Origin of the sequence: Streptomyces sp. NPDC004542, from assembly GCF_040610035.1 — a bacterium.
Taxonomy (GTDB): domain Bacteria; phylum Actinomycetota; class Actinomycetes; order Streptomycetales; family Streptomycetaceae; genus Streptomyces.
In genome coordinates, this window is sequence record NZ_JBEXLP010000018.1 from 1 (window position 1) to 14,921 (window position 14,921).

Annotated in this window: 12 protein-coding genes and 2 pseudogenes; 6 read left to right on the top strand and 8 right to left on the bottom strand. The window is 72.9% G+C overall.

Annotated elements, in window-relative coordinates; all coding sequences use genetic code 11:
- Positions 1–247: 247 nt before the first annotated feature.
- On the bottom strand, positions 248–982 hold the full coding sequence (locus tag ABZX30_RS13070) for a helix-turn-helix domain-containing protein (RefSeq protein ID WP_355932546.1): 735 nt from the start codon (positions 980–982) through the stop codon (positions 248–250).
- Positions 983–1,205: 223 nt separating this feature from the next.
- Between ABZX30_RS13070 and ABZX30_RS13075 the strand changes: the two genes are divergently transcribed.
- The 4 genes from ABZX30_RS13075 (at position 1,206) to gdhA (ending at position 5,182) form a co-directional block, all read left to right on the top strand.
- Positions 1,206–1,877, top strand: coding sequence for a DUF4097 family beta strand repeat-containing protein (locus ABZX30_RS13075; protein ID WP_355932548.1), 672 nt, complete (start codon positions 1,206–1,208; stop codon positions 1,875–1,877).
- A 30-nt stretch (positions 1,878–1,907) separates the two neighbouring features.
- Positions 1,908–2,870, top strand: a complete 963-nt coding sequence (locus ABZX30_RS13080) for an ATP-binding cassette domain-containing protein (protein ID WP_355932551.1) — start codon at positions 1,908–1,910, stop codon at positions 2,868–2,870.
- Positions 2,867–3,682: an ABC transporter permease gene (locus ABZX30_RS13085; protein ID WP_355932554.1), complete on the top strand. Its 816-nt coding sequence runs from the start codon at positions 2,867–2,869 to the stop codon at positions 3,680–3,682. Before ABZX30_RS13080 ends, ABZX30_RS13085 begins: the two co-directional genes overlap by 4 nt.
- A 144-nt stretch (positions 3,683–3,826) precedes the next feature.
- Positions 3,827–5,182, top strand: coding sequence for an NADP-specific glutamate dehydrogenase (gdhA, locus tag ABZX30_RS13090; RefSeq protein WP_355932557.1), 1,356 nt, complete (start codon positions 3,827–3,829; stop codon positions 5,180–5,182).
- A 109-nt stretch (positions 5,183–5,291) separates the two neighbouring features.
- On the opposite strand, the pseudogene ABZX30_RS13095 reads toward gdhA, so the two are convergent.
- Positions 5,292–5,381, bottom strand: a pseudogene (locus tag ABZX30_RS13095) (transcriptional regulator); the annotation flags it as partial.
- Positions 5,382–5,704: 323 nt separating this feature from the next.
- Between ABZX30_RS13095 and ABZX30_RS13100 the strand changes: the two are divergent.
- Positions 5,705–6,013 (top strand): annotated as a pseudogene (locus ABZX30_RS13100) (PadR family transcriptional regulator); the annotation flags it as partial.
- Positions 6,014–6,213: 200 nt separating this feature from the next.
- Here ABZX30_RS13100 and ABZX30_RS13105 read toward each other — a convergent pair.
- The gene (locus ABZX30_RS13105) at positions 6,214–7,293 is read right to left on the bottom strand and encodes a CaiB/BaiF CoA-transferase family protein (protein ID WP_355932558.1); all 1,080 of its coding nucleotides are present in this window, start codon (positions 7,291–7,293) and stop codon (positions 6,214–6,216) included.
- A gap of 131 nt (positions 7,294–7,424) precedes the next feature.
- Here ABZX30_RS13105 and ABZX30_RS13110 point away from each other — a divergent pair, with 131 nt between their 5' ends.
- Positions 7,425–7,844, top strand: coding sequence for an organic hydroperoxide resistance protein (locus ABZX30_RS13110; RefSeq protein WP_355932561.1), 420 nt, complete (start codon positions 7,425–7,427; stop codon positions 7,842–7,844).
- Positions 7,845–7,933: 89 nt separating this feature from the next.
- On the opposite strand, the gene hemL is transcribed toward ABZX30_RS13110, so the two are convergent.
- The 5 genes from hemL to ABZX30_RS13135 form a co-directional block, all read right to left on the bottom strand.
- Positions 7,934–9,274 (bottom strand): glutamate-1-semialdehyde 2,1-aminomutase, encoded by a 1,341-nt coding sequence (gene hemL / locus ABZX30_RS13115; protein ID WP_355932564.1) that lies wholly within the window; start codon positions 9,272–9,274, stop codon positions 7,934–7,936.
- A gap of 180 nt (positions 9,275–9,454) precedes the next feature.
- A complete protein-coding gene (locus tag ABZX30_RS13120; RefSeq protein WP_355932565.1) occupies positions 9,455–11,506 on the bottom strand; it encodes an acetate--CoA ligase family protein in 2,052 nt (683 codons plus the stop codon).
- The gene (gene hemA, locus ABZX30_RS13125; RefSeq protein ID WP_355932568.1) at positions 11,503–12,906 is read right to left on the bottom strand and encodes a glutamyl-tRNA reductase; all 1,404 of its coding nucleotides are present in this window, start codon (positions 12,904–12,906) and stop codon (positions 11,503–11,505) included. Before hemA ends, ABZX30_RS13120 begins: the two co-directional genes overlap by 4 nt.
- A 173-nt stretch (positions 12,907–13,079) precedes the next feature.
- On the bottom strand, positions 13,080–14,099 hold the full coding sequence (gene hemB / locus ABZX30_RS13130) for a porphobilinogen synthase (RefSeq protein WP_355932570.1): 1,020 nt from the start codon (positions 14,097–14,099) through the stop codon (positions 13,080–13,082).
- A 6-nt stretch (positions 14,100–14,105) separates the two neighbouring features.
- Entirely contained in the window at positions 14,106–14,915 is an 810-nt protein-coding gene (locus ABZX30_RS13135) for an aspartate/glutamate racemase family protein (protein WP_355932573.1), read from the bottom strand.
- Positions 14,916–14,921 lie beyond the last annotated feature (6 nt).

Below are 14,921 nucleotides of genomic sequence, written 5' to 3' on the forward strand. Positions count from 1 at the left end.
CACCCCGACAGGGTGACCGTCCCGCGCCGCCCGGCCCAGCACCGGTACGGCGCGTCACATCACAAGAGGGCAAACATTGCCTGATGCGGCACTAGCTGCCGCAAACGCCGACTACGGCGACCCCCACCAGAGTTCATGCCTCTGATACTGGCCACCCCGCCCGGGCTCCACGGGCAGTCCGGCGTGCTGTGCCCAGACTGTGACGGCCTAGGACTGACGCACTTGCTCAACTCGCCAGCTGAGGCGCTCAGTCACAGCCGTCCGGGTTCGCCTCGGGCTTCGCGTGCAGGATGTCGCGGGCCTGTTCCGCGGCGCGGGCGATGCTCTCGGAGACGAAGTCGAGGTAACGGGCGATGTTCTCCATGCGGACGGCGGCCGGGGTGCCGGGGCCGAGGACGCCGACGCCCTGCCGGGCGGTCTCGGCGACCTGGGCGGTGCCGCGGGCGCTGGCCATCATCGCCTCGTAGAAGACGTCGGAGTCGACGACGTAACGCTCCCGGCGGCGTTCGTCGCGCTCCCGGCGGACCATGCCCTGTTCCTCGAGGAACGCGACCGCTTTGGAGACGGACGCCGGGCTGACCTGGAGGCGCTCGACGAGTTCGGACGCGGTGAGGCTGCCCGCGTCGCTGACGCAGACGGCGGCCATCACCCGGGCCATCATCTTGGGCGTGCCCGACTGCATGAAGACGGTGGTGAGCGTCTCCTCGTACGCGCGCACCGCCTCGGTGTCGCGGCCGTAGGCCCGGGGGACCGTCCCGGTCCCCCGGGGCGCCGCCTGCCTGCGCCGGTGGGCGCGATGTTCGGTGGCGCGGTGGGCGAGGTCGGCGCGGTAGGCGGTGGGGCCGCCGTTGCGCATGACCTCACGCGTGATCGTCGAGGTCGGACGGTCGAGACGGCGGGCGATCTCCGCGTAGGCGAGGCCGTCGGCCAGCCCCAGCGCGATCTGCTGGCGTTCCTGCTGGGTGAGTCGGCCTCCCGGCATCGCGGCCTCCCTCGAGGTTCGTGGTGCTCCCAGCATAGCGTTCATGTTCAGCTCATTGCAACGGACGCAGATAGGGTTCGTTGCGTTAAACGCCAGGTCGTTGCAACGAATTGATGGCTTTGAACTGCGAATATGTAGATTCCTTGCAACGATGCTGTTGCCCAATTCATGAACGCAACGTAGCTTTTCTGATGTCAGAAACGACGAACCCAAGGAGAGCGCGATGCAGAAGTTCGACACCCCCGCCCCGGTGACCGCCGTCCTCGACATCCCCGCCGGACGTATCCAGCTGATCGCCGCCGACCGCGCCGACACCACGGTCGAGGTCCTGCCCGCCGACCCCGCCAAGAGCCGCGACGTGAAGGCGGCGGAGGAGATCCGGGTCTCCTGCGCCGACGGTGTCCTGCGGATCGAGGCCCCGGAGGCGAAGAACCGGCCCCTTGGACACTCCGGGGCCGTCGAGGTGACCGTCCAGCTGCCCGCCGGCTCCCGCGTCGAGGCGAAGGCGGCCAGGTCCGAGCTCCGCGGCGTCGGCCGCCTCGGCGACATCGCCTTCGAGGGCGCGCAGGCCACCGTCAAGCTGGACGAGACGGCGAGCGCCCGCCTCGCCCTCCAGGCCGGCGACGTCGAGGTCGGCCGCCTCGGCGGCCCCGCGGAGATCAGCACCCAGAAGGGCGACCTCCGCATCGCCGAGGCCGTACGCGGCACGGTCACCCTGCGCACCGAGCACGGTGAGATCTCCGTCGGCGCCGCGGGCGGTGTCTCCGCCTCGCTGGACGCCGGCACCGGCCACGGCCGGATCCACAACGCCCTTCGGAACGCCGACGGCGCCGCTGCCGGCCTGAACATCCACGCGACCACCGCCTACGGCGACATCACCGCCCGCAGCCTGTAGATCCGCAGCCGGTAGAAGGGGGCACCTCTCATGACCGACCTGGCCATCGAGGCGAACGGACTGCGCAAGTCCTACGGTGACAAGACCGTCCTCGACGGAGTCGACCTGGCCGTCCCGGAAGGAACGGTCTTCTCCCTGCTCGGCCCGAACGGCGCCGGCAAGACCACCGCCATCAAGATCCTCTCCACCCTCGTCTCCCCGGACCCCGCCTGCGGCCGGATCCGCGTCGGCGGCCACGACCTCGCCGCCGACCCGCAGGCGGTGCGCGCCGCGATCGGCGTCACCGGGCAGTTCTCCGCCGTCGACGGCCTGATCACCGGAGAGGAGAACATGCTCCTCATGGCGGACCTGCACCACCTGTCCAGGCGCGAGGGGCGGCAGGTCACCGCCGAGCTGCTGGAGCGCTTCGCCCTCACCGAAGCCGCGAAGAAGCCCGCCTCCACCTACTCCGGCGGCATGAAGCGCCGTCTCGACATCGCCATGACCCTGGTCGGCGGCCCGCGGATCATCTTCCTCGACGAGCCGACCACCGGCCTCGACCCGCGCTCCCGGCACACCATGTGGCAGATCATCCGCGAGCTCGTCACGGGCGGTGTCACCGTCTTCCTCACCACCCAGTACCTGGAGGAGGCCGACCAACTCGCCGACCGCATCGCGGTGCTGAACGAGGGCAGGATCGCCGCCGAGGGCACCGCAGAGGAGCTGAAGCGGATCGTCACCGGCGGACACGTCCGGCTCCGCTTCACCGACCCGGCCGCCTACCGGAGCGCCGCCGTCGCGCTCGGCGCGGTCACCCGGGACGACGAGGCACTCGCACTGCAGATCCCCAGCGGCGGCAGCCAGCGCGAGCTGCGCTCCCTCCTCGACCGGCTGGACTCGGTCGGCGTCGAGGCCGACGAACTGACCGTGCGCACCCCCGACCTCGACGACGTCTTCTTCGCCCTGACCGGCGGCGCCGACCTCCCCGACCAGCCCAAGGAGACCGCCCGATGAGCACCCCCCTGGCTGCCGCCCGCCCGACCCGGCTCTCCCTCGCCGTACGCGACTGCGTCACGATGCTGCGCCGCAACCTCCTCCACGCCCGTCGCTACCCGTCGCTCACCCTGAACCTGCTGCTCACCCCGATCGTGCTGCTGCTGCTCTTCGTCTACGTCTTCGGCGACACCATGAGCGCGGGCATCGGCGGCAGACCGGACCGTTCCGAGTACATCGCGTACCTCGTCCCGGGCCTCCTGCTGATGACCATCGGCAGCACCACGATCGGCACCGCGGTCTCCGTCTCCAACGACATGACCGAGGGCATCACCGCCCGCTTCCGCACGATGGCCATCCACCGCGGCTCCGTGCTCGTCGGACACGTCATCGGCAGCGTGCTGCAGTCGGTCGTCAGCGTGGTCCTCGTCGGTGCGGTCGGTGTGGCCATCGGCTTCCGGTCCATTGATGCCACGGTCCTGGAGTGGTTCGCGGCGTTCGGACTGCTCGTGCTCTTCGCCCTGGCACTCACCTGGATCGCGGTCGGCATGGGCCTGGTCAGCCCCAACGCCGAGGCCGCCGGCAACAACGCGATGCCGCTGATCTTCCTGCCGCTCGTCTCCAGCGCCTTCGTACCGGTCGACGCGATGCCGGGCTGGTTCCGCCCCGTCGCCGAGTACCAGCCGTTCACGCCCGCCACCGAGACCCTGCGCGGCCTGCTGCTCGGCACCGGGATCGGCGGCAACGGATGGCTCGCCGTCGCCTGGTGCGTGGGCCTCGCGGTGCTCGGCTGCTTCTGGTCGGCCTCGAAGTTCGACCAGGACCCGCGCTGACCGCCATGACGACGCGGAGACCGAGCCGTCTCCGGGCCGTCGCGGTGCGCCGGCGCACCAGGGGGTCGTGCGGCGCTGTGCCGCGATCCTAGGCGCCGGGTCTGTACTGACGACTGTTCACCCACAGGCCCGGAAGGAGTTGCCGTGACATCACCATCCGCTCGGGACGGACTCGCCGCCCGGTTCGAGGAGGTCGTGCGCCGCAATCCGGCCGAACCGGAGTTCCACCAGGCCGCCAGGGAGGTGCTGGAGACGCTTGAACCCGTTCTGGCGGCCCGGCCCGAGCTGGACGGGGCGGCGGTCGTGGAGCGGATCTGCGAGCCGGAGCGGCAGGTGCTCTTCCGGGTGCCGTGGCAGGACGACACCGGCCGGGTGCACGTCAACCGGGGCTTCCGGGTGGAGTTCAACAGCGCTCTCGGCCCCTACAAGGGCGGCCTGCGGTTCCACCCGTCGGTGAACCTCGGCATCGTGAAGTTCCTCGGCTTCGAGCAGATCTTCAAGAACGCCCTGACCGGACTCGGCATCGGCGGCGGCAAGGGCGGCAGCGACTTCGACCCGCGGGGGCGCTCGGACGCCGAGGTGATGCGGTTCTGCCAGTCGTTCATGACGGAGCTGTACCGGCACATCGGCGACCGCACGGACGTACCGGCCGGGGACATCGGGGTCGGCGGCCGGGAGATCGGCTACCTGTTCGGCCAGTACCGGCGCATCACCAACCGCTGGGAGGCGGGCGTCCTCACCGGCAAGGGCCTGAGCTGGGGCGGTTCGGCAGGAAGGGCGGAGGCCACCGGGTACGGCAACGTGCTGTTCGTCGCCGAGATGCTGCGCCGGCGCGGCGAGGACCTGCCGGGCCGGCAGGTGCTGGTCTCCGGCTCGGGCAACGTGGCGATCTACACGATCGAGAAGCTGCACGAGCTGGGCGCGCGGGCGGTGACGGTGTCCGACTCCGACGGCTACGTGGTGGACGACAAGGGCATCGACCTCGACCTGCTCAAGCAGGTCAAGGAGGTCGAACGGGGCCGGGTGATGGACTACGCCGAACGCCGGGGCGCTTCGGCCGTGTTCGTGCCGGGCGGCTCGGTGTGGGAGGTCCCGGCCGATGTCGCGCTGCCGTCGGCGACGCAGAACGAGCTGGACGCCGCGGACGCGCTGACCCTGGTGCGGGGCGGGGTCAGGGCGGTGTCGGAGGGGGCGAACATGCCCGTCACCCCGGCCGCGGTACGGATCCTCCAGGACGCCGGGGTGGCGTTCGGCCCGGGCAAGGCGGCCAACGCCGGGGGAGTGGCGGTCAGCGCGCTGGAGATGCGGCAGAACAGCGGCCGCGAGACCTGGCCTCGGGAGCGGGTCGAGAGCGAACTGGCGGCCGTGATGCGGGACATCCACGACCTGTGCTGGCAGACCGCCGAACGCTACGGCCTCCCCGGCGACTACGTGGCGGGCGCCAACATCGCGGGCTTCGAGCGGGTGGCCGACGCGATGCTGGCGCAGGGGGTGGTCTGACCCGGGGCCCGACACGGGTCAAGCCGAGATGAGCCCGAAAGCCGCCACGGGTTGATCCACCGGCCGGGGCCGCCGCCCGCAGTCCGGGGCCGAGCAGGAGGCGCTCACCCCCCGCCGGCAGCGCCAACTCCTCACGCCGCAGGCCCGGCACACGCCGCCGCTCCCCGTAGGTGGGCACCCCGACGTCGTCGGGACGCAGCTGAGCACGCCGCGCCGCAAGGAAGTCCCCGAGCTGTCCTCACGCCGCGTACAGTGGCCCGCCCCGACGGCGGACACGAGAAAACCCGCCACCGGTGACCCGGTGACGGGTTTCCTCGTTCGCTCTGGAGCGCCGGGCAGGCCTTGCACCTGCATCTCCCCGCAGGAAGCGGGACGTCTTTCCTTGGACCACCAACGCACTGGGTACGCCCCGTTCTTGGCGGCGCCCTCAAGATCTACTGTACACCAGCCCGTCGTTTGTTCGATGCCCTGACGACGGCATGACGACGGCATGACGACGGCATGACGACGGCATGGGACGGCATGACGACGGCATGGGACGGCTTGTTTGACGGGCCTTTTGAACAACCGCCATCTGTTGAGGGTCGCAGAGGAGGGCGGTCCGTGCGGGACGTGGTGCTGGCGCTGCTGGTCAAGGAGCCGTCGCACGGGTACGACCTGCGCAGGCGGCTGGCGGCGGCGCTCGGACCGCTGGGGGAGACGTTGAACGCCGGGCAGATCTACGTGACGCTCACCCGGCTCGAAAAGGCGGGCCTGGTCGTTCAGGAGCGTGAGGGCGCGGCGGTACGCGGCCCGCGGCGCAAGGTGTACGCGCTGACCGCGGCCGGGCAGGAGCGGGCGGCCGCGTGGATGGCCGAGACCGCCGGGCCCAAGGCGGACGTGACGGAGATCCACCTGAAGCTGGTGGCCGCCGCCGAGTCGGGCCTGGCCGATCCGCTCGCGCTGGTGGACGCGCGCCGGCGGGAGCGGATCCGCAGCCTGCCGAACCCGCCTGACGGACACCGGCCCGGCCGGACCGCTCGCGCCCGGGATCAGGCGGGCACGCCCCAGTCGTCCGGCACGAGGGCCGTGTCGTCGCCCGGGCGCGGGGCCGGGCGGGGCGCCGGCGACGGGGTGCGGGAGAAGCGGGGGGCGGGGGACGGCTGCGGCCGCCCGGCGACCTCGGTGAACGTCGCACGGTCCCGCAGGGCGGGATGTTCCGCGGCCTCCTCCGGACCGAGGACGGGGACCACACACGCCTCGTGCTCGGCGAACACCTTGGCCCAGTAGTCCCGGGGACGGGCGGCGAACGCCTGGCCGATCCGGTCCCGCAGCAGGGGCCAGGCCGCCCGGTCGTCACGGTCGGGCAGCCCGGCGTCGCCGTCGAGGCCGAGCTGGGCCAGGAGCACGTCGTAGAACCGCCCCTCGATCGCGCCGACCGCCACGTACCGGCCGTCCTGGCAGGGGTAGGTGGTGTAGAACGGCGCGTCGGTCACCGTGACGTTGCCGGGGTTCTCCCGCCACTGACGGACCATCACCTCCAGCAGCGCCGCCCCGTCGACCATGGCGGCGTCGACGACCTGGCCGCGCCCGCTGCGGGAGCGCTCGTGCAGCGCGGCCAGCACGCCCAGGACCTGCAGCAGCCCGCCACCGGCGAAGGTGGACAGATACGTCGACGGGGGTGCGGCCGACCCGGCGGCGTCCGCGTCGGCGTCGAGCAGCCCGGCCAGCGCGAGGAAGCTGATGTCGTGCCCGGGGCGCCGCGCCCAGGGCCCGGTCTGCCCCCACCCGGACACCCGGGCGTAGACGAGACCGGGATTGGCCTCGGCGAAGGCCTCCGGGCCCAGTCCCAGCCGCTCGCACGCGCCCGGGCGCAGACCTTCGAGCAGCACGTCGGCCCGCTCCACCAGGGCACGCACCCGGCGCACGCCGTCGGGATCCTTCAGATCGGCCGTGACCGAGCGGCGGGAGCGGCCCAGCGGGTCGGCCGGCCCGAACGTGCCCGCGCCCGGGCGGTCGACACGGACGACGTCGGCGCCGAGGTCCGCGAGGAGTGTGGCGGCGAAGGCGCAGGGTGCGCCGCTCGCGAGCTCGACCACGCGTACACCTTTCAGGGGCCCCATGGGGCTCATCCCCTTTCCTGTCGAGAGTGGTGAGTTTCGGGATTCCGTATGGTTCCGGTTCGGATTTCTTTCCTATCGTGCGAGTGTTTTTCCTCTGCCTTCCGCACATGAGATGTGCCGAATGAGAAAGGGTGGGAATAGTGACGGTTCTCTACACGGCCGAGGTCACGTCGTCCGGAGACGGCCGCAAAGGCCGGGTCAGTTCCTCCGACGGTGTGCTGGATCTGGGGCTGGACGCCCCGAAGGAAGTGGGCGGCTCCGGGGAACTCAGCAATCCGGAGCAGTTGTTCGCCGCGGGGTACGCGGCCTGCTTCCACAGCGCGCTGCGCCTGTCCGCGCGCGAGGCGCGGGTGCCGCTCGCCGCGGAGCCGACCGTGACGGCCCGGGTGCACCTGGAGCGCGACGACTCCGGTTACGGGATCAGCGCCGACCTGACGGTGCGGATGCCGGGCGTGGCCGCCGGGACGGCGCGGGAGCTGGCGGACCGGGCCCATGCCCGCTGCCCCTACTCCCGGGCCGTGCGCGGCAACATCCGGGTGGGGATCGAGCTGGTCCCCTGAACCGGTCCCGTCGGGTACGGCGGTCCGGTGGGTGCCGCCGGGGCCGGACTGAGGTCCGGTTCCGGCGGCACCCGTGCGTCCGGGCCGGTTCACGCCGCCGCGGGCACGGCGGCCGCGGCCGCCTTGGCGGCCTGGGGCAGGGCGGCCACCACACGGTCCAGGGCACGGTCGTGGTGCGCGGCGGACACGAACCAGGCCTCGAACGGGGACGGCGGCAGATAGACGCCCTGGCGCAGCATCTCGTGGAAGAAGGCCCGGTAGCGGAAGGCCTCGCTCGCCCTGACGTCGTCGTAGTCGCGGACCGCCCGGTCCGAGAAGAACACCGAGAACATGGTTCCGGAGTACTGCAGGACATGGGCGACGCCCTCGGCGGCCAGCGCGGAGGAGACCTCGGACCCGATCGTGGCGGACACGGCGTCCAGCCGTTCGTAGACCTCGCCGGTGCAGTGGCGCAGGGTCGCCAGGCCGGCCGCGGTGGCCACCGGGTTCCCCGCGAGCGTGCCCGCCTGGTACACGGGTCCGGCCGGGGCGAGGTGGGCCATGACGTCGGCACGGCCGCCGAAGGCCGCGGCGGGGAAGCCACCGCCCATCACCTTGCCGAAGGTGAACAGGTCCGCCGCCACCCCGTCCCGGCCGAACCAGCCGGCACGGCCGGCGCGGAAGCCCGTCATGACCTCGTCGGAGATGAACAGGGCACCGTGGCGCCGGCACAGCTCCTTCAGGCCCGCGTTGAAACCGGGCAGCGGCGGGACGGCGCCCATGTTGCCCGGTGCGGCCTCGGTGATCACGCAGGCGATCTCGGAGCCCCGCTCGGCGAAGACCCGCTCCACCGCGGCCAGGTCGTTGTACGGCAGTACGAGGGTGTCGGCGGCCTGGGCACCGGTGACGCCCGGGGTGTCCGGCAGCGCGAAGGTGGCCAGGCCCGAACCCGCCGCGGCCAGCAGCGCGTCGACGTGGCCGTGGTAGCACCCCGCGAACTTGACGATCTTCGAGCGGCCGGTGAAGCCGCGGGCGAGCCGGATCGCCGACATGGTCGCCTCGGTGCCGGAGGTGACCAGCCGGACGTTCTCCACGGGGGCGACCCGGTCGACGATCTCCTCGGCGAGGGCGATCTCCCCCTCGGTCGCGGTGCCGAACGAGGTACCGGAGGCGAGCGCGGCCCTGACCGCGTCGAGGACCGCCGGGTGCCGGTGGCCGAGAATCATCGGGCCCCAGGAGCAGATCAGGTCGACGTACTCCCTGCCCTCGACGTCGTAGAGGTACGGGCCCTGCGCGGAGGCCATGAACACCGGGGTGCCGCCGACCGAACCGAAGGCGCGGACGGGTGAGTTGACGCCGCCGGGGATGACCGCTGCGGCCCGCTCGAACAGCGAGGCCGAGGCGGCACCGGCGGGGCCGTCGAGGGTGGCGGGTGCAGGGGATGAGGACATCGGTCGGTGCCTTTCGCAGTCGCGGAACGGTCTGGGGAACGGGGTCGGGAAGGGGGGCGCGCGGACGGCTTCCGGAACGCTCGTGGCCGACGGTGGCGTCGGCGCGGGGGCCGGGCGGGAGCCGGTGGGGCGTGGATTCCACCGGCTCCCGCCCGGCGGGGCGGCCGGGCCGGCCGTCCGTCAGGGGGCCGGGGCGTCCCCGGCGGTGAACGCGGCGTCCAGGACGACCGCGCCGGTGGGCAGCACCCGGACCGGGTTGAGGTCCAGTTCGAACTCGCCCGGCCAGTCGCGGACCGCGTCGGAGAGCCGGTACAGCAGGTCGGCCAGGGCCGCCGTGTCGACCGCCGCGGTGCCGCGCGCCCCGCGCAGCAGGGCCGCGCCGCGCAGTTCGGAGATCATGCGCTCGGCCTCGCCGTCGGCCAGCGGCAGCACCCGGTGCGCGACGTCGTCGAGGACCTCGGTGAAGATGCCGCCGAGCCCGACGGTCAGGACGGTGCCGAGCGGGCTGGTGCGGACGCCGACCAGGGCCTCCACGCCGTCCCCGGCCAGTTCCTCGACGAGCACCTCGCCGCCGAGCGCGGCCAGCTCGGCGTAGGCGGCCGGCGCCTCGGGCACGGTGACGCCCACCCGGACGCCGCCCGCCTCCGACTTGTGCAGCAGCCCGGGCACCACGGCCTTGAGCACGGCACGCCCGCCCAGCTCCCGCACCAGCGCGGTCGCGTCGTCGGCGTCCCGGGCGACCCGGCCGGCGGGCACGGCGATCCCGGCGGCGGTGAGCAACTCCTTCAGCTGCGGCTCGCCCGCCCCGTGGGCCGGGGCCGGCAGCGCCGCCGTGACGGCATCGCGGGTGGTCCGCGGACGCGGCCGGCTGACCTGCCACAGCGCCGCGGCGGCCTTCAGCGCCCGGGCCGGCGTGGGGTAGTCCGGCAGCTGGGCGTCGCGGAGCATGGCCGGGGCGTCCGGGGCGAGGAAGTCCGCGCCGGTGCGGGCCACCAGGATCGGCTTGCCGCCCTTGCGGGCCGCCTTGGACAGGGCGGTGACCGCCTTCTCCACGTCGGGCCCGGCCATCACGCAGAAGCAGGCGATGATGATGTCCACCGAGTCGTCGGCGAGCAGCACGTCCAGTGACCGGTCGAACAGGGTCGGGTCGCTGAGCACCGTGGCGGTGATGTCGACGGGGTTCTCCACGGCACCGAACGGCGGCACGATCTCGGTGAGCGCGGCGATGCTCTGAGGCGACAGCCGGCTCAGCTCCAGACCGGAGTCGTCCACGGCGTCGGCGGCGAGGATTCCGGAGCCGCCCGAGGTGGTGACCACGGCGACCCGCGGGCCCTTGGGCCGCAGCGGCACCTCGAACGCGGCGGCCGCGTCGAGGAGTTCGTCGATGTCGTCGACCCGGGCGATGCCCAGTTGACGCAGCGCCGCGTCCAGCACCCGGTCGTCGGTGGCGAGGGCACCGGTGTGGGAGGCGGCGGCCCGCCCGCCCGCCTCGGTGCGCCCGGACTTCAGCAGGGCGACCGGCTTGCCGGACGCGCTCAGGGCCCGCAGCGTGTCCAGGTCGGGCACGTCCTCCAGGTAGCCGAGCAGTCCCCGGCACTCGGGTTCCTCGGCCAGTTCGCGCAGCACCTCCAGCGCGGTGACGTCGGCGTCGTTGCCGGTGCTCACCACCCAGCCGGGGCGCAGCCCGCGCTGCAGGGCGAGGCTCGCCGCGCCGAAGCCCAGGGCGCCGCTCTGGCTGACGAAACCCAGGGTGCCCGGCTCGAAGGGGACGCTCTCGGCGCCGAACAGCGGGCTGAAGGTGGCGAGGACACGGTTGTTGAAGCTGACGGCGCCGATGCAGTTGGGCCCGATCAGGCGCAGCCCGCCCGCGCGGGCCCGGCCGACGATCTCCTCCTGGAGGGCCGCGCCTTCGGGCCCGGTCTCCGCGAAGCCGGAGGAGGCGATGATGGCGAGTGGGACCCCGGCGGACACGCAGTCGTCGACGGCCCCGGCCACCCGGTCCGCGCCCACCATGATCAGCGCGAGGTCGACCGGGCCCGGCGCCTCCTTGAGCGAGGTGTAGGCGGGCACGCCGAGGATCTCCCCGCCGCGCGGGTTGACCGGCAGGATGCGGCCCTTGTACCCGTGGCGCAGCAGGAAGTCCATCGGCTTGCGGCCCAGCGCGCCGGGGCGCTCCGTGGCGCCGATGACGGCGATCGAGCCGGCGTTCCACAGGGCTGAGATCGCGCTCATGCCATGACCTCCTGGGCAGAAGCGGGGGTGGTGGTGGCGGGTGCGGGGTGCGGGGCGAACAGGGCGTGCAGGGCGTCGACGTAGACCTCGCCGTCGGGGCGCGCGGCCAGTTCGCGGGCGCGGACGGTGGGCTGGTGGAGGACCTTGTCGACGATGCGCCGGACGGTGCGGGAGACCTCCTGGAGGGCTTCGCCGTCCATGGCGTGCAGCCGTTTGCCGAGCCGGCCGAGTTCGGCGTCGGTGGCATCGGCGGCGATGGCGCGCAGCGCGGCGAGGGCCGGGGTGGCCCGCGCGGCGCGGCGGGCGGCCTTGAGGGCCTCGACCTCGGCGTCGACGATGCGGTGGGCGCTCTCCACGCTGGCCACGGACAGTTCGTCGTCGCCGCCCTCCTCGGCGATGCGCTGGAGGTCGACGAGGGTGACGCCGGGGACCTGCCCGGCCTCCGGCTCGATGTTGCGCGGCAGCGACAGGTCGAGCAGGTACAGGTCGCGTCCGCCGCGGGCGCTCATCGCGCCGGCGACCTCGGCGGCCCGCAGCAGGGGTTCGGTGGCGGCCGTGCAGCTGACCACGACGTCGACCTCGGTCAGCAGCCGGGGGATGTCCTCGAGCGGGTAGCCGCGGCCGTCGGCGGTCTCGGCGAGGCGCTGTGCCTTCTCCGGGGTGCGGTTGGCCAGGTGCACCCGGCTCAGACCGGACCGGCGCAGCGCGGCCAGTACGACACCGCCGAACGAGCCGGCGCCGATGACCAGGGCCGTCTTCCCGTCGAGGGAGCCCACCAGGCGCTCGAAGAACGCCAGCCCCGCGGTGGCCAGGGAGCGGCCCGCCTCGTTCAGGCCGGTCTCGTTGCGGGCCCGCTTGCCGGTCCGCAGCGCGGCCTGCACGGCCTGGTGGAGGGTCTTGCTGCCGGCCCCGATGCGCTGGGCGCGGTCCAGGGCCTCCTTCACCTGGCCGAGGATCTGGTCCTCGCCGAGCACGACCGAGTCGAGGCCGGAGGCGACCTGGAGCAGGTGGCGCAGGGCGTCGTCGCCCCGGCGCACGTACTGGTAGGGCTTCAGTTCCTGGACGCCGACGCCGGTGTGCTCGGCGATGAGCGTGTCGAGCACGGACACCGGATCGGTGCCGTCGGCGTCCCCGGCGGCCTCGGTGCCGTCGGGGGCCTCGGCGGCCGGGGTGGTCGCGGTGGTCGCGGTGGTCGCGGTGGTCTCGATGTACACCTCCATCCTGTTGCAGGTGGACAGGACCAGCGAGGCGGACAGCCCCTCGGTGTCGGCGATGCGCTGGGCCAGGTCGTCGAGCGGCCTGGGGCTCTCGTAGAGCTGTTCGAGCAGGTCGAGTGGGGCGGTGGCGTGACTGATGCCCACCGCGAGGAACCGGTTGTCGTCCGGCGTTGTTCGTCGCACAGTCCTTACACCTCGATGGATGACGTGGGGCGGGGCGCCAGCGGCCGGGCACGCCGCGGCAGGCGGGCACGCCCGGCGGCGGGTCGCGGGTGGCGGGTGGCGCGGGGCTGAAGCGGGGGCCGGCGCCACCGGAGACCGGAAGTGGCCCGGGGCCGGGCGTGGCGGGCGTCGGGTCAGCCCAGCCGGGGCGCGAACTCGGTGGCCCAGTACGTGATGATCTGGGAGGCGCCCGCGCGGTGGATGGAGGTCAGGCTCTCCACGATCGAGTCGTCGCGGTCCAGCCAGCCCCGGGCGGCGGCCGCCTCGATCATCGAGTACTCGCCGGACACCTGGTACGCCGAGACCGGCACGTCGACGTGCTCGGCGATGAGCCGGACGATGTCGAGGTACGCCAGGGCCGGCTTGACCATCACCATGTCCGCGCCCTCGGCCAGGTCCAGGGCGACCTCGCGCAGGGACTCGCGGATGTTGCCCGGGTTCTGCTGGTAGGTGCGGCGGTTGCCCTGCAGGGAGGACTCGACGGCGTCGCGGAACGGGCCGTAGAAGTGGGAGGCGTACTTGGCCGAGTAGCCGAGGATCGCCACGTTCTGGTGGCCGGCCGCGTCGAGGGCCGCCCGGATGTGCCCGACCTGGCCGTCCATCATGCCGCTGGGGGCGACGATGTGGGCGCCCGCGTCGGCCTGCACGACGGCCGCCTGTCCGTACAGCTCGACGCTGGCGTCGTTGTCGACGTCCCCGTCGGGCCCGAGGACACCGGTGTGGCCGTGGGTCGTGTACTCGTCGAGGTTGATGTCACCGATGACGACGGTGGCGTCCCCGACCTCGGCGACCACGTCGCGCAGCGCGACCTGGAGGATGCCGTCGGGGTCGACCGCGCCCGTTCCCCGCGGGTCCTTGTGCACCGGGATGCCGAACAGCATCAGCCCGCCCACACCGGCGGTGACGGCCTCGACGGCCGCCTTGCGCAGGGTGTCCCGGGTGTGCTGGAAGACGCCCGGCATGGAGGGGATCTCCCGCGCCTCGGTCAGACCCTCGCGCAGGAACAGCGGCTGTATCAGATTGCTGGCGTGGACCTGGGTCTCGGCGGTGAGCCGGCGCAGCTGCGGGGTGCGGCGCAGCCGGCGCGGCCGGTGCAGCGGGGCGCCGGCGGGGGCGCTGACGGGGGCGGGGCCGAGGGTCGACTGGATGGTCATGCGGGATCACGCTCCTTGGAGGATCGAGCCGAGGAAGACCTTCTCGAGGTGCTGGGAGATCTCGGCGGGCGGTCGGTGGAACCAGTAGCCGGTGTGGGAACGGGAGAAGATGCGCAGCTCGCGCAGGGTCACGGTGAGCTCGGCGAACTTCACGGCGAGGCCGGCCGGGTCGACCACGGGCATGCCGTGCAGCTCGCGGACGCCGAGGTGCCAGAAGATCTCGTTGGGGATGCCCTCGGCGGGGATGATGATCTCCGCGCCGGCCTCGCGGGCGCGGGCGGCGGCCTCGGTGTACACGGTGAGGAACTGGTCGTAGTCGCCGTCGAGGGCGCGGTGGACGCCGTCCCAGCCGCCGGGTACGACCTCGTAGGCGGCCATGGAGCGCTCCAGGCCGTAGCGCCGGACGTTGGCCCGGATGGGCTCCTCGAGCGGCGGCATGAAGCCGAGCAGGCCGAAGCGGTGCCCGGTCATGGCCGACAGGAAGAACGCCGTCTCGCCGTAGCCGAGGGTCGGCACGGCGGCGAGGTGCCGGGCGTCGCGCAGGCCGGGATCCTGGCCGGCCGCCGTGATCCAGGCGTCGTAGCCCTCGCGTTCGGCCAGCAGGGCCGAGTGCGCGAAGTGCTCGCTGAACAGGACCTGGGCGGCGTGGTGGCCGACCAGTCCGAACGGGGTGTTGTCGGGGTAGGTGTCGGCGGGCAGCGTCTTGATGTCGATGACGGTGCCGGGGGCGGCGATCGCGTCCAGGTGCTCGCGATACCACTGGTCGAGCAGTGGCAGCCGTCCCTCCACGGTGTGCTTGTGGAACCAGAGGCGCATGGCGCG

Bases quoted from the DNA above. Each gene is read 5' to 3' on its own strand.
- ABZX30_RS13070 (WP_355932546.1), bottom strand. From the start codon at position 982: ATGCCGGGAGGCCGACTCACCCAGCAGGAACGCCAGCAGATCGCGCTG.
- ABZX30_RS13075 (WP_355932548.1), top strand. From the start codon at position 1,206: ATGCAGAAGTTCGACACCCCCGCCCCGGTGACCGCCGTCCTCGACATC.
- ABZX30_RS13080 (WP_355932551.1), top strand. From the start codon at position 1,908: ATGACCGACCTGGCCATCGAGGCGAACGGACTGCGCAAGTCCTACGGT.
- ABZX30_RS13085 (WP_355932554.1), top strand. From the start codon at position 2,867: ATGAGCACCCCCCTGGCTGCCGCCCGCCCGACCCGGCTCTCCCTCGCC.
- ABZX30_RS13105 (WP_355932558.1), bottom strand. From the start codon at position 7,293: ATGAGCCCCATGGGGCCCCTGAAAGGTGTACGCGTGGTCGAGCTCGCG.
- hemL (WP_355932564.1), bottom strand. From the start codon at position 9,274: ATGTCCTCATCCCCTGCACCCGCCACCCTCGACGGCCCCGCCGGTGCC.
- ABZX30_RS13120 (WP_355932565.1), bottom strand. From the start codon at position 11,506: ATGAGCGCGATCTCAGCCCTGTGGAACGCCGGCTCGATCGCCGTCATC.
- hemB (WP_355932570.1), bottom strand. From the start codon at position 14,099: ATGACCATCCAGTCGACCCTCGGCCCCGCCCCCGTCAGCGCCCCCGCC.
- ABZX30_RS13135 (WP_355932573.1), bottom strand. From the start codon at position 14,915: ATGCGCCTCTGGTTCCACAAGCACACCGTGGAGGGACGGCTGCCACTG.